Raw genomic sequence first — 25,133 nt, forward strand, 5'->3', positions numbered from 1 at the left:
AAACGCTCTTTAGCCAGTTCCGATACGGTGCCTATAATGGCGATGTCGCTTTGTGCGATCGATGACGAGTCGACGGGTGGATACCAGACGGCGTCGAACCGGAACGACAATGAGCCCCCAGTTGCGACGGCTCGCCCTTGGCAAGTGGACGCTCTGCGTTTGGCTTGCTTTGGATCTAGAGCTTGCGGTAACTCAATAGTTCTCACATTGAATCATCTCTTTGTTCGTGTAACGGAAATCTGCTGTGCTTTCGGTTCGTCCTAAAGTTGCCGAATTGGCATTTCACGTCTTCAGCCGTTCGCTTCACCCCGAACTGTACGCGATTCACAAGAGTCGTCGCGTTGAACGTGATCACTACCATGCCCAGATCGATATCACCAATTGCGGTCACGTCGTGACCTGGAATGCGGACGGCATCACGCTGTGCGAAGTCGCAACCAGTGCCCAGCAACCACTGCCCAAGCGGCGATGTTTGTTGTCCAAGCCGCTGAAAGGCAGCCGAACCGAACGCGCCAATTGTCGCCAAGGGTTCAGTTATCGCACCCATTTTCAACTTGAACCTGTCGAACCAGACATGTTCTGGATGGTCCAACAACAGTTGGGCAACGGTCCGACCGAAGGTTTGTTGCACAACTTCGACGCCAGCGGCCGGATGGCCCTCGGGGCACTCAGCTACGTCAGCGTTGAAACACGTCGCAGTTCGATGTTAATCCAGGCGATCCATACTTTCCCCGACGATTTTGCAATTGTGAAGGTGGAAACATTGTTCTCCATCGGTTCGGACAAAGAATCGGTTTGATCAACCAGCTTGCAGCAGCACGAAAGCTTTCTAGCTGCAATCCCCCCATCGACCGAACCCGGTCGATCAAGCCCGATCAAGATCTCTGCCAATCCAGCATGGCGGTCGCCGATTCGATCATCGGCGTGATTGATCTGAAGAACGGGCAATCGGTTCACGCGGTCGCTGGTCTCCGAGATCAGTATCGACCCGCAAACGGCGGTGATGGTTCGCCCACCCATCTGGCATCGCATTACCGAAGCATCGGTGTCGATCGACTCTACATTGCGGATCTGGATTCGATCCAGTTTGGCCGCGTTTCAGTGGACGTGATCGCCGAACTGCTGGACATCTACGCCGGCTGTGAAGTGCTGGTGGATCTGGGGTGGCGGAACCCATCCAGAATCGAAATCGTTTCCGCCATGAATGTTTTGGTTGCCCGATCCGAACATGTGTCGTTCATTGCCGCCACAGAGTCCGCGGAATCGTTGGTTTCGGTCCCGCAGATGGCTGACATCGTTCCAGCAGACCGCTGTTTTCTAGGTTTGGATTTTCGAAACGGCCAACTCAATGTTCCATCCGGCAGCCAGGCCGATTGGATCGATGCGGCGGCGGACGCCCGTTTTGCCGGCGTCGTGGTGTTGGATGTGGCCGAAGTTGGAATGCGGCGTGGCCCGGTCACTGCGACGCGGTGCCGAGAAATCGCCGATGATTTTCCCCAGTTCCGCGTCTATACCGGCGGGGGGATCCGATCGTTGGATGACGCAAAACGGCTTGTCGATGCGGGATGCCGTGGATGTTTGGTGGGGACCGCCCTGCTGCCCCAACACTAAATCGGGTGGTGTTTCGACGGCGGGTATCGAACGGTTTGGGGTCCAGTGGACAGGCATTGATACCGAATCAAACGTCCACTTTCCGTTCGAATCGTTCGATCGACTTTGCTTTCCCATTGTCCTTCGCTTCGATGATCGCGCCGCACAGTCGGACGTCGCGGGTTGCGACATGGAAGTGGCATGGTTCAAAAGTTCGTGTCGTCTGGGTGACGCGTCGAATATCACGGCCGATGATACTGTCGTACGGACCGCACATTCCGACATCACATTGGAACGCGGTTCCACCGGGGAAAATGCATGCGTCTGCCGTTGGGACGTGCGTGTGAGTGCCCAAAACAGCCGTGACTTTGCCATCCAAGTATCGCCCGATCACTTGTTTATCGCTGGTCGCTTCGGCATGGACATCGACCAGAATGTGTTTCGCCGCGTCTCCGATCTCTTCGATCGCGCGGTCCAACGCATCGAATGGGCAATCCACCGGCCGCATGTAAACACGCCCCATCACCGAAATCACCCCGAGGGGCCCCTTGGACGTATCGATCACGATCCAATTGCGACCCGCCGAATCGGCTGGATAGTTGGCTGGTTTGACGATCCGATCGCTTTTTTTCAGCGTCGCTACGATTTCTTTGCATCGATAGATGTGGTCGCCCAAGGTGACAGCGTCCACGCCGACTTCTAAAAATCGCTTGAATTGCCTTGGCATCAGTCCAGATCCGTCCGATGCGTTTTCGGCATTGATCACCAACGCATCCAGATTCAGTTCGGACCGCAGGGCTTCGGCATGTTTGGTGACCGCGACGTAGCCAGGTTTGCCGACGACATCGCCTAGAAAAAGAATCCGCATGGCGAAAATGTCACTCCGAAATCAAAGCTAGTCGGTCGAAAATGGGGGCTGCCTATCGATGACGGCATGATACGCGATCCATCGATTCAGTTCACCGGTCGATCAAAAGACGAGGGGGGGGGAGAGATGAGACGACTCATTCGTTCTCCGCTGGTTCCATGCTCCGGTGGTTCGATGCTTGCCGCAGTGGGGGGGAACCTATTCTATGGAAATGGTTAGACTGTTGATGCAGGTGTGTGTGCCACATAAAACGGAAAAGATGCTCGATGAAAAATAACGTAAAATTGTTTCCCCCGTTTCTCAGTGCAACCAAGTCGTTGATCCTCCGTTTAGCGGTCCTTGCGGTGATCGCTGCGTCCCCGTGGACGGTTGAATTGGCGGCGGAACCGCCTGCCGGCGAACTGGAATCCGCCAATTCAACCGAGCAGATGATTCGCGACGTCTTGGAAGGCAAAGAGCTGGGTCAGGTCAGCGATGGAGTCTTGGAGGACGTCTTTAATGTGATTCGAGATCGTGGCAGCATTCTGGACGGCAGCATTTTGGACGACAGTGCAGACCAGGAAAGCCAAACCGAAGTCCGCAACCGCGGTGGTAGCAAAAAAACGCATTCGGTGTCGGATCGCGGCTCTGCGGTCCATCGTCGTGCAGTGGCCGCCGAACAGCTTCTGCGAGCGGCGCGTTTGTTGGTTCGCGTGGATGGGGAAGACGCTCAGAACGACCTCGTGCGACAGATGCGATCGGAAGCCGCACGACTGCTCGCAATCCCATCGCATGCTGAACGACCGATGGTCGATTCGTCCGCATCGGTCGATTTCGTGGAACCGAAACGCCATCAAGTTGGTCTACGCAAAAGTAGGGCTGGTAAAGCCAGGCGAAACGAAACCGAGTAAACTGCGTTTTGCCGGCCACCGCCCGTGGCTTTGCATCCAATCTATGACGTGGAAACCGACGCTTTTGGCGTCGCCCCTGAATCTCTGACCCGACCCAAGTCAATTGCAACCGATCTCTTCTCCGCTCAAGTCCAAACGGTTGGCATTGGTCGCTGGCGCCGCGATTCTGTTGCTCGCGGGTGGCGTGTTTGCCGACTACTGGTCCGCACGACCACCCGAGACGGTTGCCACGTATGTCGGACGCGCCGCGTGTATCGATTGCCATCAAGAGGAATCGTTGGCGTTCACTGGATCGGATCACGACAAGGCGATGGACTTAGCGACGGACGAGACCGTGCTGGGCGATTTCGACGACGCCACGCTTGACCATGACGGGATGACCAGCCGAATGTTTCGCGACGGCAAGCGATTCATGGTCCGGACCGACGGCCCATCCGGCGAAATGGAAGACTTCGAAGTCAAGTACGTCTTCGGCGTCGAACCGCTGCAGCAATACATGGTCGAATTCGATCGAACCGATGACATGTCACCCAACGAAGTGCCCAGGTTGCAGGTGCTTCGAATCAGTTGGGATACGATCAACAAACGTTGGTTCTATCTGCGTCCCCCGGACGTCGATGACAAACTGTTGCCCGATGATCCATTGCACTGGACTGGCATCGCCCAGCGCTGGCAGACGATGTGCGCCGATTGCCACTCGACCAATCTGAAAAGCAACTTTGATCCGGTCACGACCAAGTACCACACGACGTTCTCGGAAATTGATGTCAGTTGTGAAGCCTGTCATGGACCGGGCAGTCTGCACGTTGAATTGGCCAATGCGAAATCGTTGTTCTGGGATCGCAACCACGGCTACGGTTTGGCTCGGCTGAAAGGCCCCGACGCCGAACCGCAGTTGCAGTCGTGCGCACCCTGCCATAGCCGGCGCAGTCTGCTGGATGATCAATTCAAGCCGGGGGACATGTATACCGACCACTACAACCTGGAATTGCTGCGTGCGGACACGTATCACGCCGATGGCCAGATCAAGGACGAGGTTTACGTTTACGGTTCGTTCATCCAAAGCCGGATGCATCACAAGGGCATTCGTTGCACCGATTGTCATGACCCGCATACGTTGAAACTGAAATCCACTGGCAACGAAACCTGCACGTCCTGTCACCAGCATGCGGCTGGTAAATACGACGTTCCATCGCATCATCACCATGCCGTCGGCACGCCCGGTGCGATGTGTGTGAATTGTCACATGCCGCACACGACCTACATGGACGTGGACAAACGACGGGATCACAGCATTCGCGTGCCCCGTCCGGATCTGTCCGTCGAACTGGGGACGCCCAACGCATGCAGCCAATGCCACGTTGCGGACCAACTAAAATCGCTAGATACCAAACGGCAAACGGAGTTTGCGACCAAAGAGTATGCCGACTGGATTTTGGCTGCTCAGGCCGGTGACGAATCCGTGGCCGATGCGATTCTGCGTACCGATACCTGGTGCGACGAAGCCTGCGATCGTTGGTACGGCGACAGTCGCAAACAACCGGATCACTTTGGTCAGGCCATCACTGCATTTCGACGCGGCGAGCCCGATTCCGTTGCTGGCATGCTGCGGTTGGCGATGATGCCGACCGAAACCCCCCAGGGACAGTTGACTCCCGACATGGCTCGCGCCTCGGCGCTAGCGGAAATGGCATCCTCGGGTGCCGCCGAAGCAATTCCGACGGCCAAGAAACTGCTGGACGATCCTGATCAACCGCCGATGGTTCGGGCTGCCGCTGCGGGTGTATTCCTGATTGCGTCGCCGGAAGCCGCTCGCCGCGCGTTGCAGCCGCATCTGCAAGACCCGTCGCGTTTGGTTCGCACCGAGGTCGTCCGCGTGTTGGTGGCGTCCGGTGGATACCAGACGTTGACCGGCGCCGAACAGTTGCGTGTCGACCAGGGGCTAGAAGAGGTTCGAGAGGGAATGATGATGGCCGGCGATCGCGCCGGTGCTCATATGGCGTGGGCGATGCTTTGTGAAGCGACCGGACGGTACGACGAAGCGATCAAAGCCTACGAAGCCGCCATCCGTGTCGAACCCAATACGACCGGTCCGCGGTCGAATTTGGCCACCCTGATCGAGAACTTGGCACAGCAATCGCAATCGCCGAATTCGGTGTCCATGTTGCAGCGTGTCGGTGAACTGCGAGCCGCCGAACTGCCATTCCTGAAACGCGATGCTAACCTGGCGCCCGATAACGCGGCGGTTCAATATCGTTTCGGATTATCGTTGTATTTGGCGGGACAGTTCGACGAAGCGCTCGACCAGATTGAACTTGCGATCGAACTGGCACCGGATGTCGCCGAATTTCGTCAGGCTCGTGACTTACTAAAAGCCAAACTTGCCGAGTAAATCGGCGACCGTTGGTGACTCTGTGGAAGGTACCCGAATGCGCATCCTGTCTCTGATTGTTTTTACGCTGATTCTGGTTGGGCACTCGGACGCCGAGTCACCGCTGCCGGCGGGAGGACATAGGGTCGTTGAATCGGATTCGTCGATCATCGACAAATTGGATGTCCGGTTAGCCGATGGCACGTGGGGGACCAGCGTGATCAGTGCGGTGGACCATCCCCAATTTGAAAAGTCGCTGCGCATTGATCTGACGAAACAGCCGCAAAATACTTGGGACGCCAGCTTCGGAATCGCAACGACTGGTCCGGTGGCCAAAGATGACATCCTGTTGGTGGGGTTTTGGTTGCGCGGCAATGCGTTGGAAAACGATGGCGGCGCAGTTGCCGAATTCGTTTTTGAACGGTTCGGCGAACCGTACACGAAAAGTATCCAGTTTCTGGCCGAGTCGCCTGCCGACGGATCATGGGAACACTACTGGGTCCGGTTCCGAAGTCTCGAAGACTACGATGCCGGCGTCGCAGGACTGAATTTTCAATTGGGCTATCAGCGTGAGACCATCGAAATCGCTGGTTTGGAAGCATGGAATTTCGGAAAAGATTTCAACATCGATTCGCTTCCCAACACGCAACTGACTTATCAGGGGCGGTCGCCCAGCGCTGATTGGCGGACCGAATCGGCCCAGCGAATCGAAACGCTTCGCAAACGTGACATCAAAATCACGTTGGTGGACGAAAACGGGGATCCGCGGTCCGGCGTGAAGGTGTCCGTCGAACTCGATCGGCATGCGTTCGATTTTGGTTCCGCCGTATCGGTGCCCATGGTGACCGGTCAGGGCCCCGACCATGATCGATACCGAGAAACGTTCCTCGATACGTTCAACTGTGCGGTCATCGAAAACGGATTGAAGTGGGGCGTGTGGGAGCAGACGCAGGACCGGCGGACGGCAACCCTGGACACGCTTCGCTGGCTGAAACAGGAAGGCGTCCCCAGCCGCGGTCATGTGATGGTTTGGCCCAGTTTCAAGAATTCGCCGGGTTGGGTGGCACCGATCGCAGATCACCCGCAGTCGTTGGCGCACACGATCGATACCCATATCCGCGACGTTGGGTATGCGACACGCGGTTTGGTTCGTGACTGGGACGTGCTGAACGAAGTCTTCGACAACCTCGACTGGACTCGGATTTTGGGCGACCAAGCGATGGTGGGTTGGTTCAAACTTGCCGACGAAGTCGCGCCCGATGCCGATCTGTACTACAACGACTATGCCGGTTTGGTGCGCGGCGGGTTTCCTACCAAGCACAAGGATCACTTCGAAGAAACCATTCGGTATCTAAAAGACAATGGTGCACCGATCGATGGCATCGGGATCCAAAGTCACTTTGGTTCGTTGCTAACCCCGCCTCAGCGATTGATCGCCGAATTGGATCGTTGGCACGCCTTGGGACTGAAGGTGTTGATCACCGAATTCGACGTGGTGGTTCCGGACGATCAGTTGCAAGCGGACTTCACTCGCGACTTCCTAACGGCTTGTTTTTCTCACCCCGCCGTCGTCGGTGTTCTAACCTGGGGTTTCTGGGAAGGTGCTCACTGGAAACCCGATGCCGCTTTGTTTTCGAAAGACTGGTCGCCGACCCCGATGGGCAGTCAGTGGATCAGGCTGACGCAGCAGGAATGGACCACCAAGACGTCGGTCGTGACCGATCAGAATGGCGTGGCTGGTTTTCGTGGATTTGCGGGGACGTACAACGTCACCGTCGGCGATGAAGCGTATCGGGTGGATGCATCCCAAGACGGGGAAGCCCAACGCATCGACTGAAAATCCACGCCCAATGGCTGTGCTGGTTTAGGCCGGTGTGTCGGACCACGGTAGTCGGCAAACTCCCCACTGACCATGGTTTTCATCGACGCCGACTTCGATCCAGTGGATCGCGTCGCCGAACTGTTCGCGGGTCTGCTCGCGAACTCGTTCCGCGATCACGCGAGCCATTTCTTCGGCCGTGGTGTTGGTGACCGGCAGGATGACACAGTCTTCGTTTGGGAACACCCATCGTCGGTCACCGAAGGTGGCTGTGGTTTCTTTTTCGTCGCTTGTGATTTTGATTTCAGCGTGATCGCTAGGCAGCACCACGTGGTGATCCAATAACTGCGTTTGCTTCAGCACGGCATCACGCAAAGCGATGAAGTCCACGACATATCGGTTGGCGTCCAAGGGGCCTTCGACCGAAGCGCGAACGCCATAGTTGTGACCATGCAGTCGTTCGCAAATGTCACCTGCAAACGTGATGAAGTGTGCTGCCGAGAAAACGAACTGTTCTTTCGTTACATCGACGCGATAGGTTGCCTGGTTCATGGTTTCGATTTTCGTGGGTGGGGAAGCGTACTGTCTAAAACGTGCCCGCGTCCGTCCGCAACAACAGATACATGCTGGCTGCAATCAAGTCGGCGGTCGTTCCCGGATTCAATCGGTGGTCATCGGATCGTAGGTAGGTGTCCAATGCCAACATGTCTTCGGCATTGTCGACGTCGACGGTGGCGGCGCTTCGCTGCACTTCTTGGGCAACGGTTGGTCCACATTTGCGAGCGATCAGGGTGTCGGGGGCCTCGGAAAGAATCCGTACATGGGCCCGTGCGATGCCGCTGATGACGTCACCAGATTTCCGAATCTGATCGGCAACGACTGGCACGACGTTTTCTATGAGATCGCGAAATCCGGTCGCATACTGTCGTGCGATACGGTCACGCTGCTTTGCCGAATCCATTGCACTGACGATATCGATCGACTCGTGATCGTGTCGAACGTCCATCGAATCGACTTCGCCTAGTCCGCCGGCAGACGCCGCGCCGATAGCGGCATAGATATTCTGGCCATCGGCCGCGTCGAAAGTGCGGATCACTTTTGCGATCTCGTTACACCAGTCCGCTGGGCAATGCAGCGACCGGTGGTTGGCTTCGTCCGCAGCGACGATGGGGCCCAACAGCAGGATGATTCCCAGATTCACGTTCGTATGGGTCGCACGCTTGGTTTCGATCGCGGCGTCTTTCATCCGCTGTGTGATGGGGATCGACGGGGGCGACAATTCTATGGCGCAGGTTTCGGCTGCCACTTGGAAATCTTGATACGTCAAATCGTGAAACGACTTGCCCGGATAGACATTGCCGGCTTTGGGCGCGGTTGCTTCCAGCAGGCATGCCCAGCGGATGGCATCGGCAGGATTGCCCACGTGACTTCGAAGCAGATTCAGCGTGTCAGGCATCAGTGCTGTTAGCCAGGAATGATTCAATCGCTTGCAGGGTCTCGTCCGGCGCATCCTCGATCACGTAGTGGCCGGCGTCCGCGATTTCCACCGACGTGGCAGAGGGCCAAACCGACTGAAAACGCCTCAGACACTCTGGGCGGAAGCACCAATCTTTCATCCCCCAGACCAGCAGCGAAGGCAGATCCGCAAGACTGGGCAGCGCGGCCTCTAGATCGGCCAACGTTTGATAGGTGGGGTGGCTCCGGTTCATCGGGATGTCCTGGACGAACGCGTTGATCGCGACCCGATTTTTCCAGCTGTCGTAGGGAGCCAGCAATCCAGCGGCGACGTCGGGATCCATGCGGTTGCGGTCCATCGCCATGGTGATGGCTGCCTTGGCAAACGCATTGAGGCCCTGGACGGCAGCGGGACCCACCACAGGGATCCGACAAGCGGCGATCCGCCTTGGCAGGTAGGGGGGCGGGAACGCCGCCGTATTGAGCAGCATGATGCGATTGAATCGATCTCGCCGTGCCACTAGCGACGATAGTCCGATCGCACCGCCCCAGTCGTGAGCCAGTAGTGTCACGTTTTGAAGATCCAAATGGTCGATCAGGGCAATCAGGTTGTCCCGGTGGTCGGCCAAGGTGTATCCAAAATCGCCTGCCGCCGGTTTATCGCTGCGACCACAGCCAATATGGTCGACCGTGATCACGCGGAATCGGTTTGAAAACTGCTCGACAATCTTCCGCCAATAGAAGCTCCACGTCGGATTGCCGTGGACACAAAGGATCACTTGATCGCCAGTTCCCTCGTCCAAATAGCGCAGCGTATGGCCGCCGACGTTGAACTCGGCAGATGAATAGGGCAATCGTTCCGACGCAATCTGTTTCATGAGCAAGAGTTTCGCCAATTGAGCCGGATTTTGAAACCGGTAGGACACGGAATGTTCTGGGCTGGGAACTGCGAATTGTAACCACTTTTGGGCGTGATTCGTCTTTACCCGAAAGCACGGAATTTCGTAGCTTGGGTTCGTTGGCAGGAATCCTGGCAATCTTTTCTCCTTTTCTTTTCTCTCCGCGGTTCGATGGGCCCCCCTTCCATCCACCCATCAGGAGACATCCATGATGTTGCATTCTGCGCTCACCGGTCCTTCGTATCCATTCGGACTGTTTCGACATCTAGCGGCGCCCTAGTACTTCGCTGCACCTTGGTTTTCGGGTAGCGGAACTCGTCAAGAGTTTCGGCCTCGCCGTGATCTACGAAAGTCTTGACGACTTCCGCTACGGCGTTTGCACGAAAACTAAGCTGATACGGAGTACTAGGGCACGGCCCCCGTTCGATACGGCCCATTTCGATACAGCTGCAGTCCGTTCGGGACCTCAGCGATCCCTCCCCTGTCCAGATTTGTTCTCCTTCGATTTCTGCTGGCACTGTGCCAACAGCGAAACGATGGCGTCGTCGGGGGCGGTATCGCTATGCCAAAACGATGGCTGCGGTTTTAGGTTCTCGCTCGAGTTCGATTCAACCAATCAGAAGGTTCGTTTGGTGAGCTTTTTCACTGCATTTGCTGCGCTGACCGCTATGGCCGTCACCGCATCGTTGGGGTTTCTGTTGGAAGCTTGGCTCTACCGTCGGCGGCTTCACCAGATTCCTATCCGCATTCATGTCAACGGGACGCGGGGGAAATCTTCCGTCGCTCGGTTGATCGCAGCGGGGCTTCGCAGCGGCGGAGTCCGGACTTGCGCCAAAACGACAGGCACATTGGCCCGGATGATTTTCCCGGACGGTACAGAGATGCCCATTTTTCGACCCGCCAGGGCCAATGTGATCGAACAGAAACGTGTGGTCCGTGCGGCCGTGAATTCTGGGGCGGAAGCCTTGGTGATTGAATGCATGGCACTGCAGCCGCTGTTGCAAACGGTGTGCGAATTGAAATTGGTGCAGTCCACTTTAGGAGTCATCACGAACGCTCGCGCCGACCACCTGGATGTGATGGGACCGACTCGCTTGGATGTGGCCAGAGCATTGGCGGGAACCACTCCCGTTGGCGGCACTCTTTTTACGGCGGAATCCCGTGCGGATTCGTTAAGCGTGATGCAGATGGCCGCGTCGGATCGCGGCAGCCGGATGGTGCGGATTGACCAGCGGGATTCGGATCAAGTGACGCCCGAAATTTTGGCAAAGTTTTCGTACATGGAACATGCCGAAAACGTCGCGTTGGCTTTGCAAGTATGCCAGGCCGCCGGGGTTGATCGCGAGTCCGCGTTGCTTGGCATGTGGGCTGCATCCCCAGACCCGGGCGCCATGCGAGTCCACTGTTTGGCGTTGGGGCAAAATTCCCAGTGGCACTTTGTGAATGGTTTTGCAGCCAACGATCCCGAATCGACCGAGGGACTGTGGGCGTCCGCGTTCGACCGATTTCCAGGCACCTCTCGCCGAGTCCTGGTGATGAATTGCCGAGAAGATCGTCCCGATCGATCGACGATCATGGGACAGGCGGTGGGGGCATGGTTACCAGCCGATCAGATCATCGTGATTGGGACAGGGACAGAAATGTTTGTCCGAGCGGCTTTCGCCAACGGTGTCGCCGCAGAAAAACTATCGTTGCTGGGCGACGCGACCAGCGAAGAAATTGCCAATGCGATTGCCGATCACGCCACATTGACCGAACCGTCCGTGATGGTGATGGGGATCGGAAATGTGGCGGGGCCAGGGTTCCGCTTGGAACGTTTCTTCGAACAGAACAGCGTGGCCGTGTGTGGCGACGACGGCAACGCCTGGACACCCACGCGGTTGCCCGAGGTGTCCCGTCGGTTGGCCGATCCCGTGGTGCCCGCGGAAACGGCGTACCCCGTCGAAGTGATCTTTCAACGGATCCAACCCACGAACGAAACGACTGCTGCGTCGCTTCCCTCTGTTCCAAACGCGTCGGCAATACGGACCACGCCGTCACGAACGTCATTGCCGGTCCACGAGCTATCAGGAGCTGTTTGAAATGGAATGGGTTGCTGTTTCTATCGGGTTGGGTCTGATTGTCAGTCTGCTGTTCACCGAGGCCTTTGGGTTAAGTGTTGGCGGAATGATCGTGCCGGGATACTTGGCGCTGCATTTTGCACAACCGATGACGGTCGTGTTGACGATTGCTGCGGCCGTGGCAACGTGGGGGATCGTCCGTGCGGTCAGTCGACACGCAATCGTGTTTGGTCGCCGCCGTGTGGTTCTGACCATGTTGATCGGATTCGCGGTCGGCGAAGGGATGCGGATGGCGTTGGCTTGGTCGATCTCTGGTAGCGGCCCCGAAGCGACGACATCCGGATCGATGGCGGGCGTGACGGTGGTGGGATTTGTGATCCCCGGTCTGGTCGCTTTGTGGATCGACCGAACCAGCATCCTGCAAACACTCTCGCCTCTGTTTGCGGCATCGGGGTTGGTCCACCTGACGCTGATTGTTCTGGGCATGCAGTCGTTCTAACAACGGAAATTCGATCATGAAATCGCTTTACTATCGTTCACAGAAAATTTCGGACACCGCCTTTGTCTCGATTGCGATGACGACACTGGCAGTGCTGGCCGTCGTTCAGTGGTGTCGCAACGAGACACCGACGGCGCTGCGTCAACAGATGATTGAAGCGGCCACGCAGACGGACGCATCCTTCGCTGCGATCCGCCATCATCGCAGTGAATTGGGACATCGAATGCTGTCCAGCCAAGATCCGACGCAAACCGGGATGTTGGGCCCATCGATGTCGTTGGTGACGACGCTGCCCGGACATCTGGACGCCAAACAGACATCCATCAATCCCAACTTTGCTGCGGTCGCCGTTCGGTTGTTTCATGATGCGGGCGTCGATCCCGGCGATCGTGTGGCGATCGGGATGACGGGAAGTTTTCCGGCTTTGAACATCGCTGTGCTTCAAGCTGCTCGCAGTATGGACCTGGACGTCGCTCTGGTCAGTAGTGCAGCGTCCAGCCAGTTTGGTGCCAACCATCCAGAAATGATGTGGCCTGATATGGAACGAATACTGTTCGACGAAGGCCTGATCGGGCAGAGGTCCTTGGCAACTTCGCTAGGAGGTTTCCGCGACGCAGCAGTCGGTATGACCGACGACACACGTTCCTTGTTGGTCGATTCGGTGCAACGAAATCGAGGCGTGCTGTTGGAATGTGAATCGGTGGCTGATTCCATCGATCAACGAATGGCGATGTTCGATCGCTCCGAAAATGGGCGGCCGGTGGTTGCCTATATCAATGTCGGTGGCGGGTCGGCGTCCGTCGGTGGAACGAAGGGGAACGATGCGTTGGGCAGCGGAGTGATCTTGCCGACCCAACTGACTGCGTTGTCATCGGAAATCGATAGCGTCGCCACAAGGTTTTTGAAACGCGACATCCCGGTGATCAACATGATCGAAGCGGTCTCGCTCGCTAATCGCTATGGTTTAGCGGTCCAGCCAGACGTTCGCCCGAACGTCGGCGAAGCGAATGTGTATCAAGCGTCCGAGTACCGCAGGTTATGGGCAGCGACGGGGATTCTAGTCGTATTGATGGTGACCAGCCTGGCAGTGCGGCCACCACGCCGCTGGGTCGCATGGATCCAACGACAAAAATGGTGGTCAGCCGAAGAACACCAACCCCAGTGGATGGTCTAATCCCAAGCCTCAAGCCTCAAGCCTCAAGCCTCAAGCCCCAACCGCCAAACGGCGTCCGTCCCATCCCGTTGTCCGTCGCAAACGCGAGCGTAAGTCTTTCGGCCTTCCCCTCCCCCACCAATCGATTTGGCGGGCCGTCAATGTGTCGCCAGCCGCCAAACCGCGCGTAAGCCGAAAGTCTTGGCGACATTCGCTACGGGGGCAGGTGCAGCGTTGACCTCGTGCCAACCTAGGGCTGGCTGGCGACCTGAAGCGATAACCGCTGATTCCAGAATTCTCGAGCCGCTTTCACGTAGGGAATGTGCTTTGCCAACTCGGTCGGTGGCAGGCGTTTGAGTCTTTCCTCGTAATCGCTTTGCCACTTTTGAAAGAACAGCACCGCGTCGGTGGTGACCCGGCGATGTCCATCAAAATCGATGTACCAGGGGGCGCTGGTTGCGATGCGATAATGGTCGTCATGCAGTGTGACCACTCGCATCATGACCCAGCTGCTTTCTTTGATCAGCAGTGGAGGAATGATGCCGCCGGCTTTCGCAAACTCATCCAGCCTGGCCTTATAATGGACCTGGCCATTCTGGATCACCTCCAAATAGTCGACCGGATCTCGCGTCGCCAACCGCACTTCGGGATGCATCTCCAAAGCTTCGCCGGTGGTGGCGTGAAAGACATGCCCGGGAATCTTGCCAGCCAAGACCGGACGCAGCATCGGACCGTTGGTGGCGACGCTTTGCCCAGCCCATGCGGACCGCCACCAATTCGTTTCGCTTTGGACCGGGTTTGCTTCCAGTTCAGCGTCTTCGTTGTACGATTCCAACGGTTCGGCAACATATAGCCGGTTGTAACCAATCGGTGACAGACCCGAATCGTCACCGCTGCCGGCAAGCGGAGCGATCCGAAACCCGGCGTCTAGTAGTTTCCAATAGATCTGTTCGGCCCAACGTCCCACCGCATGGTGCGTGCCTTTGACCAGGCTTTGCGTTTGCTGCCCGCTGCGAACGGACAAGACCTTTCGATCCAGACGAAGCCAGTCCCCCAGCACAAAGAATCCATCGATTCGTTCGCTGGCTAGCCAGATCGGTAGCGCCCAGGCGAAAGGGTTCTCGATCGCGATCTGTACATCGGATTGGTCCGACGTCGCAGCGATCCACTGGCTGGGGATGGATTCAGACGGCGGGTGCTGATTGGGATCCAGGCCATAAAACGCCAAACCATCGTGCGTGGCAACATCGTCGCGAATCCACATGGGATCGATGATGGGTGGGTCATCGCGATCGCGGCGGGGGATCGGCTTGGCGTCGACGTGGCCCATCACGGCGGCTAGGTGCAGGTCTTCGGAAACCATCCGAAGCGGCAGGCTATTGGGGGATGCCGTGACGCAGGCATCCCCGCTGGTCCATCCCTTGGATCGCATGTTGACCATGCGTGGCAGATCGACGTTGTGTTCGTCCAGGCTGGCTTTTTCGAGTGAAAAGTTTCCTGTGATGATCCGATACTCGGGGCCGCGAATCATTCGGAACTGGTAGCCGCCGTCGGGCAGCGAAAGTTCCAACGATCGGTCCAGCACCACACCCATCCCGGCCGGCACCGACTTTCGAATCTTCATCGGTTTGTCGGGTTGTTCCAACCGAAAGATTTCGACCCGGGTGATGGTCGGATCGCCCGTTTCTTCGTCGTGAACGGTCAAGTTCAGGACGCCACCGGCGGCCTGGCATGGCTGGGCCATCATGGTGCCCATCGAAAGCGTCGCAGCCAGGCCGATAAGGATGGCCAGCCCGCGGTGATGCTGGTTCGGTTGTCCGGCGGCGGTCGGAGCCAATCGGGGGTTGGCAACGAACTTGCAACTTTCGTCCTCGGCGGCGACTTGTTCAGGCTTGAAAACTACACTCGCCATCACCGCGGTGTATCCTTGATTGACCCAATTACCTCGAGTGAAGGACCTTCGATGCGACATTCAGTCATCCTGTTGTTTTGGCTTGTGACCACGGGAATCTACGCGGCCAATCGACCCAATATCGTCTATGTCTTGTCAGACGATATGGGGTTTTCGGACATCGGGTGCTACGGCAGCGAGATCCCAACGCCTCATCTGGATTCGTTGGCCCACGATGGGATCCGCTACACACAGTTTTACAACACAGGCCGTTGTTGTCCCACGCGGGCAAGTATGTTGACCGGGTTGTATCCGCATCAAGCGGGTATTGGCCACATGATGGATGATCGCGGATTGGATGGCTATCGCGGCGAATTGAATCGCAACTGCGTGACGATCGCCGAAGCGTTGAAACCGGCCGGGTACCGAACCTACATGTCCGGCAAGTGGCATGTGACCAGCAGAATTGACCCCAAGTCGGATGCCGACAAAGCCAACTGGCCTCGCCAACGCGGTTTTGATCGGTTCTATGGGACCATTCATGGTGCCGGAAGCTTCTTCGATCCGAATACGTTAACCCGAGACAACGAATACATTTCGCCGTTTGCCGATCCGTTGTACACGCCCGATCAAATGGCCAACGGAACCTTTTATTACACCGATGCAATCGCCGACCATGCGGTCAAGTATGTGCACGATCACCATCAATCCCATGGCGATCAACCGTTCTTTCTGTATGTCGCGTTCACCGCAGCGCATTGGCCGATGCACGCATTGGAAAAGGATATCGCCAAACACACCGGGAAATATGACGCCGGTTACGACGCGATTCGTGACGCTCGGTATGCTCGGATGCTATCGCTTGGCCTGATTCGTGAATCGAATACCGTCAACTTTCCAATCTCGGATCGCGCCAAACCAGATATGTTCTGGCAGTGGGACAAACGAAACATGGAAGTCTATGCAGCGATGATCGACAGCATGGACCAAGGCGTCGGACGCATCGTCGACGCGCTCAAAGGGACCGGTCAGTTCGACAATACGCTGATCTGTTTTCTGCAGGACAACGGGGGCTGTGCAGAAGGCTATGGCCGGGGCGGTGTTGGATCGGCGCGAATCCAGCCGCCATCGATGACCCCGTTGTCGGACGACTATCTACAGCCGCACATGACGCCCAAGCAATCGCGAGATGGTTACCCCATGCGAACCGGCAAGGGAGCGATGGCGGGACCCGCCGATACGGCGATCGGATATGGCGAGGCTTGGGCGACCGTGTCCAACACCCCGTTTCGCGAATACAAACACTTCGTCCACGAAGGCGGCATCGCGACTCCGCTGATCGCCCACTGGCCGGATCAAATCAAACGTGCCGGTCAATGGGATTCAACCCCCGGCCACCTGATCGATTTGATGGCGACCGCGATCGATGTTTCCGGGGCGACCTATCCCAAAACTTTTCATGGCGGCAACGCAATCAAGCCAATGGAAGGCAAAAGCCTTGTGCCGACCTTCGCAGGAAAGACGATTGATCGCGATGCCATCTATTGGGAACACGAAGGCAACCGAGCGATCCGAGTTGGCGATGATAAATTGGTTGCCAAGGGAGCCAAAGGAAAGTGGGAACTTTACGACATCGCGACCGATCGCAGCGAACAGAATGATCTCAGCGAGCAGAAGCCCGAGTTGGTCAAAACGCTGGCGGCCAAGTGGCAAGCCTACGCGGAACGCGCCAACGTGTTGCCGCTAACTCCGAATCGTCCAGGTGCGGCGAAGAAACACTGACAATGTTTGGACGGACGCGTCCAGCTTACGACAGCCTCGGAGAGGCGAAAGCATCATGCCGGTGGCCTCGGCCACCGGCATTTGGCCACCGGATATGGCCACCGGATATGGCATCGACCAATGATTTTCTTGGCCGGGCGCCCTCCGGCGGCCCGGCCGAGAAGATCAAGATTTCATCAGTCATCGCTAACCGTGGGGCGGGCCACACGGCAAATAGCTGCCGCCGCTCCGCGGCTGAACTGGACGCTCGTGCCACAACCCTTAAGTTCCGTCCGGTCAGGTGCCGCCAATGACCGGAGGGCTCGCGCCGCGGGCGCTAACAAAGCACCCCTTTCGCGGTGGTAAAGTAGGTGGCATTGGCCGTGAGGGCACGGGCAACGGGGGATGCCCGGCCGCTTACGCGATCACGGCTCACTCAATCAACGGGCCGCTAGGGGCAAAACTGCTATTCAACCGAACGACTTCCTGGCTATCTGCTTGCCAGCAGGGAATGCTGGCGAATCCCATTGCCCGAGCTTGGCTGGTTTAGGCCAGGCGGTGCAATCGACGCGTGACCCATTCCATTGTCAGCATCGTCGCGATCAGCCACATCAGCACGACATTGCGACGTTCACCAAAGTCAACGTCGGGGGTGCCGGGCAGGATTGTGGTTTGTGGTTGCGGCCGAATCGATCCGATCAGTTCGGCACGGATCGATTCGTCGCTGGTGTCGTCATTCATCGGCAAGAAAACGCCGCCCGTCGTGGATGCGAACTGAGTCAGTTCGGCATCGTTGCGACGCGGGCGTTCCAGTTCGATCGTGGGCAGCCGTACTTGAACGCTTTGCCGTAGAACCTGTTCGTCCAAAGCATCGCCGAGGGTCAACCGAATTTCATAGCTGCCCGCTTCCCGGACGACGAACCGGCCGCCGTACGTTCCGGCGCGAGGTTCACCCTTGAGCGGCAGCAGTCGCAAGTCATCGATGCGTCCGCTGGGGGCCAGCAGCTTGGCTTGAACTTCGGGGACATCCAACGGTTCGAACTGTTCGTCCGACAACACCGCGCGGACTGTGATCGTGTCCCCGACCATCGCACGCGACGAATCGATCAACAGGATCCCGCGGTTGCTGTCACGCAGCAAACGCCCTTCGCTGACCCATCGGATCAGTTTGGTGTAGTAGCTGTCGAAATAGGCGTCGCTTTCACCACGCAATCGCCACATCTCGCCGCTACCTTGGAAATAGATTCGGCCGGCGCCGTAAAATTGGGACGCTTGATAGATCGGCAATGAACCGGCAATCTCAGTGGTCGGGTCGCTGAAATAGCTGTAGACCTTGGCACCCGGTTTGGCGCTTTTGGCATCGACGTAGTCGTACACGCCATCGAAATCGTCCCACACTTCGAAACTGGATTCCGGCGTTTCCGCGATCCAGAAAAACTCGGCTCGACGAGCCTCGGGGGTGAACTGTGGCGGCCACGGTGTTTGCCCGCCTTGGCGTCCACCAGAAAGCAGAGGCGATTGGGTGGATAGATTGACCGGAAAGAAACCGCGGATTCGCGAGACGCGTGGATCGGTTTGGCGGCGGATCCAAAGTGGGTGATAGACCGGGCCAGCGACCAACACCATGCCGCCGGCTTGTTGGCTCAGCCAGCGGTCCAGCAGGTCCAGTTGTTCGGGCTGGATCGCGGTCCAGTCCGGGTCGAACATGGCGATCGCATCGTACTGGAAAAGTTCTTCGGCCGTCTGGGGGAACGACATCAGTAACCGGTTGGCATCTTGGCTCATCCCGGTTTGACCGGTTTGCAGCCAAGCGTCCAGTTCAATGGATTTGTCGCGGTGCAGCAGGTTTCGGACAAACCGATACTCGCGGGTCGGGCCACCTGCGATCGCTAATACCTTGAGTTTCCGTGCGACGACTTCGTAACGCGCGTCTCGGATATCGTCGCGATCATTACGGTCCTCGGTTGGCGCCACGACTCGCACGGCCAATCGTCGCCGGCCAACCGATTCCGGTTCCAGTTCGAATCGAATGCCGGTCAGTGTGCCGTCGTTGTTGACTTTTACTTTTTGCGACTGCACGACATCGCCAGGCGGCGAAATCTTGCCATCGGCACCGCGATTTTGGCTGTCGTCGGCGGGACTATCTAGCCCGTCCAATAGTTGCACTTCGATTTCCAGTGGCTTGGATCCGCTGGCCTGCAAGACCGCTGTGATGGCAAACTTGTCGCCCGGGTAAACACGACGCGGTGCATCCAAATCGACGACGCGGATATTGGTGGGGGCATCGCTGCTGCCCAGGCCAATCGGATAGACCGCGACTTCGCTGCGTCTTGCTGATGCGATTGCTGCGCCGGGATCGCTGCCACCGTTGCTTTGGCCGTCGGTGAACAGGATGATTCCGGCAAGTGTCGCCGGATCATGATCGGTCAACACGCCGCGAACAGCGTCGCCGATCCGGCTTTCCGCATCCGCGGCGGCAATCGCTTCGTTCCAATCCGTGACGCGAATCGGCTCTGGTGTTTCCGGTTGGTCGTCGGGCAGCACCTCGGACGATTCGGATTCCTGTCCAGCGACGCCGACGATTTCTGCCAACGATCGCTCGGTATCGACGCAGTAGGCCGCGCCTAAGATCACAATTCCCGGTATCAAGGTTGCGGCGCTGGCCAGAATCCAGGGGCCGACGAACGTGCCACGACCGGCGGCGCCGATCAATAGCGAAAGCACCGCCAAGACAATGCCAAGGCTGATCAACGCGATGCCCAGATGAGCGAAAGTGGATGGGCCGGATCGATCGGCCGTGTCCGTGGTCGGTTTTTGGCCGTCGCTGACGGATCCGATCGATTCCAACAGACGCGGTTCTGAATCACCACCGAATCCATACACACTGACGCGGTGTTCGGACGACAGATCGTCCAATAAATCGGTATCGCCAAGCAATTGTTGGACCCGCTGGGACCGGTTTTGGGTACCCACCGATGTCGCTGATGAACCCGATGGCAAAGACATGCTTTGACTGGTGTCGACCAGCACCACGACCTCGCTGGGCCGAGTGACCAATCGCTGAGCCCGCCGCTGGAGATCAAAGAAAAAGAACACGAGTGCCGCCAGAGTGCCGATCCGAAGAGCGATCAATCCCCACCGCAGCGAAGGGGAAAGTTCAGCGACGTCGCGGCGATAGTAGCGAATGCAGATCCACATCGCCGCAGCGATTGACGCGACCAGCAATGCCCAGACCCACCAACCTTCTAGAGTCGCGGCGCGAGCGAATTCGTAAATGATTTGACGTGTGTCATTTGCCATCGGCGTTGAAGCGGACTCGTTCATGCTTGTCCTCCCGCGGCGGATGGTTGATTCGATGGTGGTGTCGGGCGGTGGCGGTGACTGGCCGATTGAGTGGTTGGCTTGGCGTGATAGCTGGCCCAATATGCCAGTGCCTGTTCGGCGGCCAAGAACAGTGCCAACAGTCCTAACAACAACAGCATCAGTGTCGAACTGCCGGCGGTGCGGTTCTGTTCGCTCCAGGCACTGCTGCTGACAAACGTGACTTCGGTGGGCAGCAATTGTTGAGTAATGTCGGCTTTGTCGGCGCGGTCCAAGTCGCCTTCGCCGACTTGGATGACTGATGCAACGGGCAACACTTCGCCGCGGCCGTCGGTGCGATTGAACACCCATTCGGAAATGCCGGGACGCAGCACTTCGTCGACTTCACCCTGCCCTTCGATCACCATTTCGTTCGGCGCGATCACAAAATGAAGCCTCGGGTCGTCGCCCAGTGCCATCGCGTTGTCGGGACCATCATCGGTTTGATTCGATTCGTCGTCCGGTGTCGCAGCGATCTCGATCGGAATTCGCGGCGGCGAAAGACTGGCCGGTAGGTAGGTCGCCTTCGCTGCGTAATCGCGGGATGAACGGATTTGATCGATCGGGTCGTCGACCATCCGCTGGGTGGGTGGCGCCGCACCGCTCCACAGCAACGCGTTGGACTGCAGTAGGAACACGACAAAGGTTGGATCCCCAGGCCAGTTGGACCAGCCACCGTCGAGTCCCGACAAAACTGTGATGACACGACCGCGTCCGACATCGTGCTGGGTCACCCAAGGCAATCCATCTCGCCGTGTCAGCACCGTCCGCACGCGCGGTTGATCCGGCAACGGATCTTCGCCCAACGCAGGTTTTCGCAGCTGCCAAGATTGGGTTAGCCGCACCAACGAAAATGCACTCTCGCCCACTGACTGCAGTGGCGCTAGCAACAGAGATGCGGATTCACCGAGCCCAATATCGGGCTGGTTATCGGTCGGCGGTGGCAGCGGAATCGCTGGCATCAATTCAGCGGGCAGCAGATGGCGGTCTTGGGCCATCAGTGATCGGTTGTACGATTCGCTACTGGCTTGTGGGCCGATGAACCAAGCCAACCCACCACCCCGGCGAACGTATTTGGAAATCGCGTCGGCCGCGTTTTCGCCAATCTCGGGAACGTCGACCAGATAGATCGCACGATAGGCCGCAAGAGATTCTGCAGTGGCCGAGCGTAGGAACGACGGTGGCTGCACGTCGGGGACGGCGCCGATTCGAACCTGGCTGCCGGGATCCAAGACGGATGCGATGTGATAGGCACCCCGTCCATCGATGTCACCATCGATCACCAGCACCTTTTCGGCATCAGACAGCGGCAGCGTGCAAGTTCGGACATTGTCGATCGCAAGTGAGTCATCGGGAAGCGAGACTTCGATCGCATGCGTCCCGGTTTGTGTCACGAACACTTGGAAACTTTTGGTCGCTTCTTCGCCTGCGGCCAGTTGTTCAATCACCATCGTGGGAAGCGATTCGACTTCGCCGCTGAACGAACGTGTCGGATCGGCGGCGATGACGTCCTGCGAATATCGGATCACGCGGCTCGACAACGTGACGTTCTTGGCCACCGCAGACGAGTAGTTTCGAACCGTGACTCGGATAACAACCGGAACACCCGCGACCCAGACATCACGTGCTGGCGAAACATCGGTGATCGCCAAGTTGGGGCCGGGCGGTGCGGCGCAATCGATCATCCGAACGCTGACGTCGTTGTCGAGTTTCCGCATCGATTGGGCCAGACGTTCGGCGGATCCCCAATCGCGTTGCCGGAAATCGCTGGCGACATACAAGTACTTTGCGTCGGCCGGTGTCGCATTGATCAACTCGGTGACTTGATCCAAGGCCGGTACCAAATCCGTTCGAATCGGGGACGCTTCAGTCGCCATCACGCGGTTGATCAGGCGGGCGTCACCGGTGACGGTTTGAACGGATAGGTCGGCTGCGGCGTCGGCTGATTCGCGCCCACCGCGGGTGGTCATCGCAGCCCGACTGGCACGGATGACCGTCAACTGATGCACGCCATCATCCGACGCCAAGCGTCGTGTTAGATCCTGCAGCGCTCCTAGCGAACGCTGATAGGCCGACGCGCCGTTGTCGGCGGATACCAGTGGTGTGCCGGACCCGATACTAGAGTCGGCCATCGAGTAGCTGTCATCCAGCACCACCACGTGATGAGTCGTCGTACCACCCAGAACGCCAAAGGTTCCTTTGCCGCCTGTCCAACCGCACAACATCGCGATCAACAATGCGGCGACTGCCAAGCGAGAGAGCAGCAGCAACAGTTGACGAAGCCGGATCCACTTTTTTTGCTTGCGATAACTGGCCAGCAAAAAGTCCATGGCGGCCCAGGCTTGCTTGCGATGCCGAAGCATGTTGATCAGATGGACCAACAATGGCACCGCGACAAACAGAAATCCGATCGTCAGGGCTGGGTAAAGGAACAAGAGTCGTTTTCAGGTGACAGGTGACTGGGGATGATGTATGCGGGCGTGACGTGCCGTCGTGCGGGCTATTTTTTCAGTTTGGGCAGCGAGTTTCTTGCCGCTAGGAATTTGGCCAGCACGGCATCCAGTGGTTCGCTGGTCCGCACCTGGACGTAATCAATCGACAGCCGACCGCACGCTTTCTTGGTCTGGTCCAGGAACTGGTTCAGGGCTTCTAAATAACCGTCGCGAAGAGCGCGTGGGTTGCAGTTTAGAAAGTCGTCGCCTTCGAGTCCTTCGAATCGTGTGGACCCGCTGAATTCAAAGTCCAGTTCGTCGTCGTGCAGCACGTGGAATAGCACCACGTCGTGACCGCGACGACGCAGCACTTGCAGTCCGGCGCGAAGGTTGTCGACCCCCAACAGATCCGAGACGACCACGACGACACCGCGTTTGGGAATCCCCTGGGCGATCTGCTTGGCGACCCGTGTTAGATCGGTTCGGCCGTCGGCACCGACGCTGTCCAGCATCGTCAGGATCCGCGTCAGTTGCTGTTGGTTGCTTTTGGCCGGAACCGATGCACGGACTTCGGTATCGAAGGTGAACAACCCACAGGCGTCTTTTTGACGAAGCGCCAGATAGGCAAGCGATGCGGCGATCGACGCGGAATAATCGAACTTGTTCGATTCTCCTTCGCCGTAGGCCATCGATGCACTGCGGTCGACCAACAACGTCAGTCGAAGATTGGTTTCCTCTTCGTACTGTTTGATATGCAGTTTGTCTTGGCGCGCGTACACCTTCCAATCGATGTGACGAATCTCGTCACCGGCGGTGTAGTTGCGGTGCTGTAGGAATTCGATCGATTGACCAAAGTACGGGCTGCGGTGCATCCCCGACAAAAAGCCTTCGACCACGCGGCGAGCCGTCAACTCCAGTCGACGTATTCGCCCAGTTACCTCAGGACGCAAATATCTTCTGGAATCGGGCATCGCGTGAAAGCTCGTCTTCGGTCGTTGGCGTGGCTGCGATGATCCGTTGGATCACATCGTCGCTAGTGATTCCGTCGCTTTCGGCCGCAAAGTTGACAACCATGCGGTGGCGAAGGACGGCATTGGCGAGTGCTTGGATGTCTTCGACCTGGACGTGGAATCGGCCTTTCAGCAACGCCCGGGCTTTGCCACCCAAAATCAGGAACTGAACCGCGCGAGGTCCGGCACCCCAGCCGACCAATTCGTTCACAAAGTCAGGAACGCCTTCGCTGCCGACCCGCGTTTGGCGGACCAGCGATAGCACGTAACGCACGACATGATCGCTGATCGGAACTTGGCGAACGAGTTGCTGCAGACGCAGGATTTCTTCCGCGGTCAAAACCGGTTCGACGACCGATGTTTGGGTGCCGGTGGTTCGGCGAGCGACCTCGAATTCTTCGTCAAAGCTTGGGTATTCGACAAACACCTTGAACATGAACCGGTCTTGCTGGGCTTCGGGCAGCGGGTAAGTGCCCTCCTGTTCGATCGGGTTTTGTGTCGCCAGCACAAAAAACGGATTGCCCAGTTCGTGTCGGTTGCGACCGACCGTCACCTGCCGTTCCTGCATCGCTTCTAGCAACGCTGCCTGAGTCTTGGGCGGTGTGCGGTTGATTTCGTCCGCCAAGACAACATTGGCGAACAACGGGCCCTGCATGAAACGGAATTCGCGGTGGCCGGTCGCGCGATCCTCTTCGATGATCTCGGTACCCGTCACGTCGGCCGGCATCAGGTCAGGAGTGAACTGAATGCGGCTGAATGAAAGGTCCAGCGTTTTGGCCAGCGTGCTGATCATCAGCGTCTTGGCCAGTCCCGGAACGCCTTCAAGCATCACGTGGCCGCGGCTGAACAGGCAGATCAGGATCTCGTCAATGACATGTTCCTGGCCAACAATGACCTTGCCCAGTTGGTCCAGAATCCGTTTTCGAGCTTCGTGCAGACGGCTGGCGTCGGCCTCGCTGAGAACATCTACGTTTCCCGCAGCATCATGCGACATGCATTCTCTTTCGCTGTTGAATCAATCGTTGAGGGTGGGATCAGGGACGCCCAGGCATCGGCCGATACATTCTACGACCCT

Annotated in this window: 18 protein-coding genes; 9 read left to right on the forward strand and 9 right to left on the reverse strand. The window is 57.7% G+C overall.

Features of this window, described 5'->3' with window-relative positions:
• The first annotated feature begins 244 nt into the window (after positions 1-244).
• Together K227x_RS09500 and K227x_RS09505 are read left to right on the forward strand one after the other, a co-directional pair.
• On the forward strand, positions 245-799 hold the full coding sequence (locus K227x_RS09500; RefSeq protein WP_145169290.1) for a DUF2617 family protein: 555 nt from the start codon (positions 245-247) through the stop codon (positions 797-799).
• Entirely contained in the window at positions 796-1,611 is an 816-nt protein-coding gene (locus K227x_RS09505; protein WP_145169291.1) for a HisA/HisF-related TIM barrel protein, read from the forward strand. The genes K227x_RS09500 and K227x_RS09505 overlap by 4 nt, the downstream gene beginning before the upstream one ends.
• 67 nt (positions 1,612-1,678) lie before the next feature.
• Here K227x_RS09505 and K227x_RS09510 read toward each other — a convergent pair whose 3' ends face one another.
• Positions 1,679-2,458: a TIGR00282 family metallophosphoesterase gene (locus K227x_RS09510; RefSeq protein ID WP_145169292.1), complete on the reverse strand. Its 780-nt coding sequence runs from the start codon at positions 2,456-2,458 to the stop codon at positions 1,679-1,681.
• 266 nt (positions 2,459-2,724) lie between these two features.
• Here K227x_RS09510 and K227x_RS09515 point away from each other — a divergent pair, with 266 nt between their 5' ends.
• The 3 genes from K227x_RS09515 to K227x_RS09525 all read left to right on the forward strand — a co-directional run bounded on the left by K227x_RS09515 (position 2,725) and on the right by K227x_RS09525 (position 7,556).
• Positions 2,725-3,348 (forward strand): hypothetical protein, encoded by a 624-nt coding sequence (locus K227x_RS09515; RefSeq protein ID WP_145169293.1) that lies wholly within the window; start codon positions 2,725-2,727, stop codon positions 3,346-3,348.
• A 103-nt stretch (positions 3,349-3,451) separates the two neighbouring features.
• Positions 3,452-5,740: a tetratricopeptide repeat protein gene (locus tag K227x_RS09520; protein ID WP_145169294.1), complete on the forward strand. Its 2,289-nt coding sequence runs from the start codon at positions 3,452-3,454 to the stop codon at positions 5,738-5,740.
• 37 nt (positions 5,741-5,777) lie between these two features.
• Positions 5,778-7,556 (forward strand): endo-1,4-beta-xylanase, encoded by a 1,779-nt coding sequence (locus tag K227x_RS09525; protein WP_145169295.1) that lies wholly within the window; start codon positions 5,778-5,780, stop codon positions 7,554-7,556.
• A gap of 27 nt (positions 7,557-7,583) precedes the next feature.
• Here the strand turns inward: K227x_RS09525 and K227x_RS09530 are convergent, their stop codons facing one another.
• From K227x_RS09530 to K227x_RS09540, 3 genes are read right to left on the reverse strand one after another with little or no spacing between them, the layout of a single operon-like run.
• On the reverse strand, positions 7,584-8,090 hold the full coding sequence (locus K227x_RS09530) for a 6-pyruvoyl trahydropterin synthase family protein (RefSeq protein WP_145169296.1): 507 nt from the start codon (positions 8,088-8,090) through the stop codon (positions 7,584-7,586).
• A gap of 34 nt (positions 8,091-8,124) precedes the next feature.
• Complete coding sequence (locus tag K227x_RS09535) at positions 8,125-8,994, reverse strand: triphosphoribosyl-dephospho-CoA synthase (RefSeq protein ID WP_218933886.1); 870 nt, start codon at positions 8,992-8,994, stop codon at positions 8,125-8,127.
• The gene (locus K227x_RS09540) at positions 8,987-9,871 is read right to left on the reverse strand and encodes an alpha/beta fold hydrolase (RefSeq protein WP_145169298.1); all 885 of its coding nucleotides are present in this window, start codon (positions 9,869-9,871) and stop codon (positions 8,987-8,989) included. The genes K227x_RS09535 and K227x_RS09540 overlap by 8 nt, the downstream gene beginning before the upstream one ends.
• Before the next feature lie 653 nt (positions 9,872-10,524).
• Here K227x_RS09540 and pgsB point away from each other — a divergent pair.
• The 3 genes from pgsB to pgsW are packed head-to-tail and all read left to right on the forward strand — an operon-like array spanning position 10,525 to position 13,625.
• Positions 10,525-11,973, forward strand: coding sequence for a poly-gamma-glutamate synthase PgsB (gene pgsB, locus K227x_RS09545; protein ID WP_246146699.1), 1,449 nt, complete (start codon positions 10,525-10,527; stop codon positions 11,971-11,973).
• A gap of 1 nt (position 11,974) precedes the next feature.
• Positions 11,975-12,451, forward strand: a complete 477-nt coding sequence (pgsC, locus tag K227x_RS09550) for a poly-gamma-glutamate biosynthesis protein PgsC (protein WP_145169299.1) — start codon at positions 11,975-11,977, stop codon at positions 12,449-12,451.
• Between the two features lie 16 nt (positions 12,452-12,467).
• Positions 12,468-13,625 (forward strand): poly-gamma-glutamate system protein, encoded by a 1,158-nt coding sequence (gene pgsW / locus K227x_RS09555; RefSeq protein ID WP_145169300.1) that lies wholly within the window; start codon positions 12,468-12,470, stop codon positions 13,623-13,625.
• A 229-nt stretch (positions 13,626-13,854) separates the two neighbouring features.
• On the opposite strand, the gene K227x_RS09560 is transcribed toward pgsW, so the two are convergent.
• On the reverse strand, positions 13,855-15,516 hold the full coding sequence (locus K227x_RS09560) for a CehA/McbA family metallohydrolase domain-containing protein (protein ID WP_246146700.1): 1,662 nt from the start codon (positions 15,514-15,516) through the stop codon (positions 13,855-13,857).
• 51 nt (positions 15,517-15,567) lie between these two features.
• Here K227x_RS09560 and K227x_RS09565 point away from each other — a divergent pair, with 51 nt between their 5' ends.
• Complete coding sequence (locus tag K227x_RS09565; protein WP_145169301.1) at positions 15,568-17,277, forward strand: arylsulfatase; 1,710 nt, start codon at positions 15,568-15,570, stop codon at positions 17,275-17,277.
• 525 nt (positions 17,278-17,802) lie between these two features.
• On the opposite strand, the gene K227x_RS09570 is transcribed toward K227x_RS09565, so the two are convergent.
• From K227x_RS09570 to K227x_RS09585, 4 genes are all read right to left on the reverse strand, one after another.
• Positions 17,803-20,580, reverse strand: a complete 2,778-nt coding sequence (locus K227x_RS09570) for a vWA domain-containing protein (protein ID WP_246146701.1) — start codon at positions 20,578-20,580, stop codon at positions 17,803-17,805.
• A complete protein-coding gene (locus tag K227x_RS09575; protein WP_145169302.1) occupies positions 20,577-23,051 on the reverse strand; it encodes a BatA domain-containing protein in 2,475 nt (824 codons plus the stop codon). Before K227x_RS09575 ends, K227x_RS09570 begins: the two co-directional genes overlap by 4 nt.
• 65 nt (positions 23,052-23,116) lie before the next feature.
• Complete coding sequence (locus K227x_RS09580) at positions 23,117-23,998, reverse strand: DUF58 domain-containing protein (protein WP_145177573.1); 882 nt, start codon at positions 23,996-23,998, stop codon at positions 23,117-23,119.
• Positions 23,988-25,052 carry an AAA family ATPase gene (locus K227x_RS09585; RefSeq protein WP_145169303.1) on the reverse strand — a complete coding sequence of 355 codons (1,065 nt, stop codon included), beginning with the start codon at positions 25,050-25,052 and terminating at the stop codon, positions 23,988-23,990. Before K227x_RS09585 ends, K227x_RS09580 begins: the two co-directional genes overlap by 11 nt.
• Positions 25,053-25,133 lie beyond the last annotated feature (81 nt).

Source organism: Rubripirellula lacrimiformis (genome assembly GCF_007741535.1).
GTDB classification, from domain to species: domain Bacteria; phylum Planctomycetota; class Planctomycetia; order Pirellulales; family Pirellulaceae; genus Rubripirellula; species Rubripirellula lacrimiformis.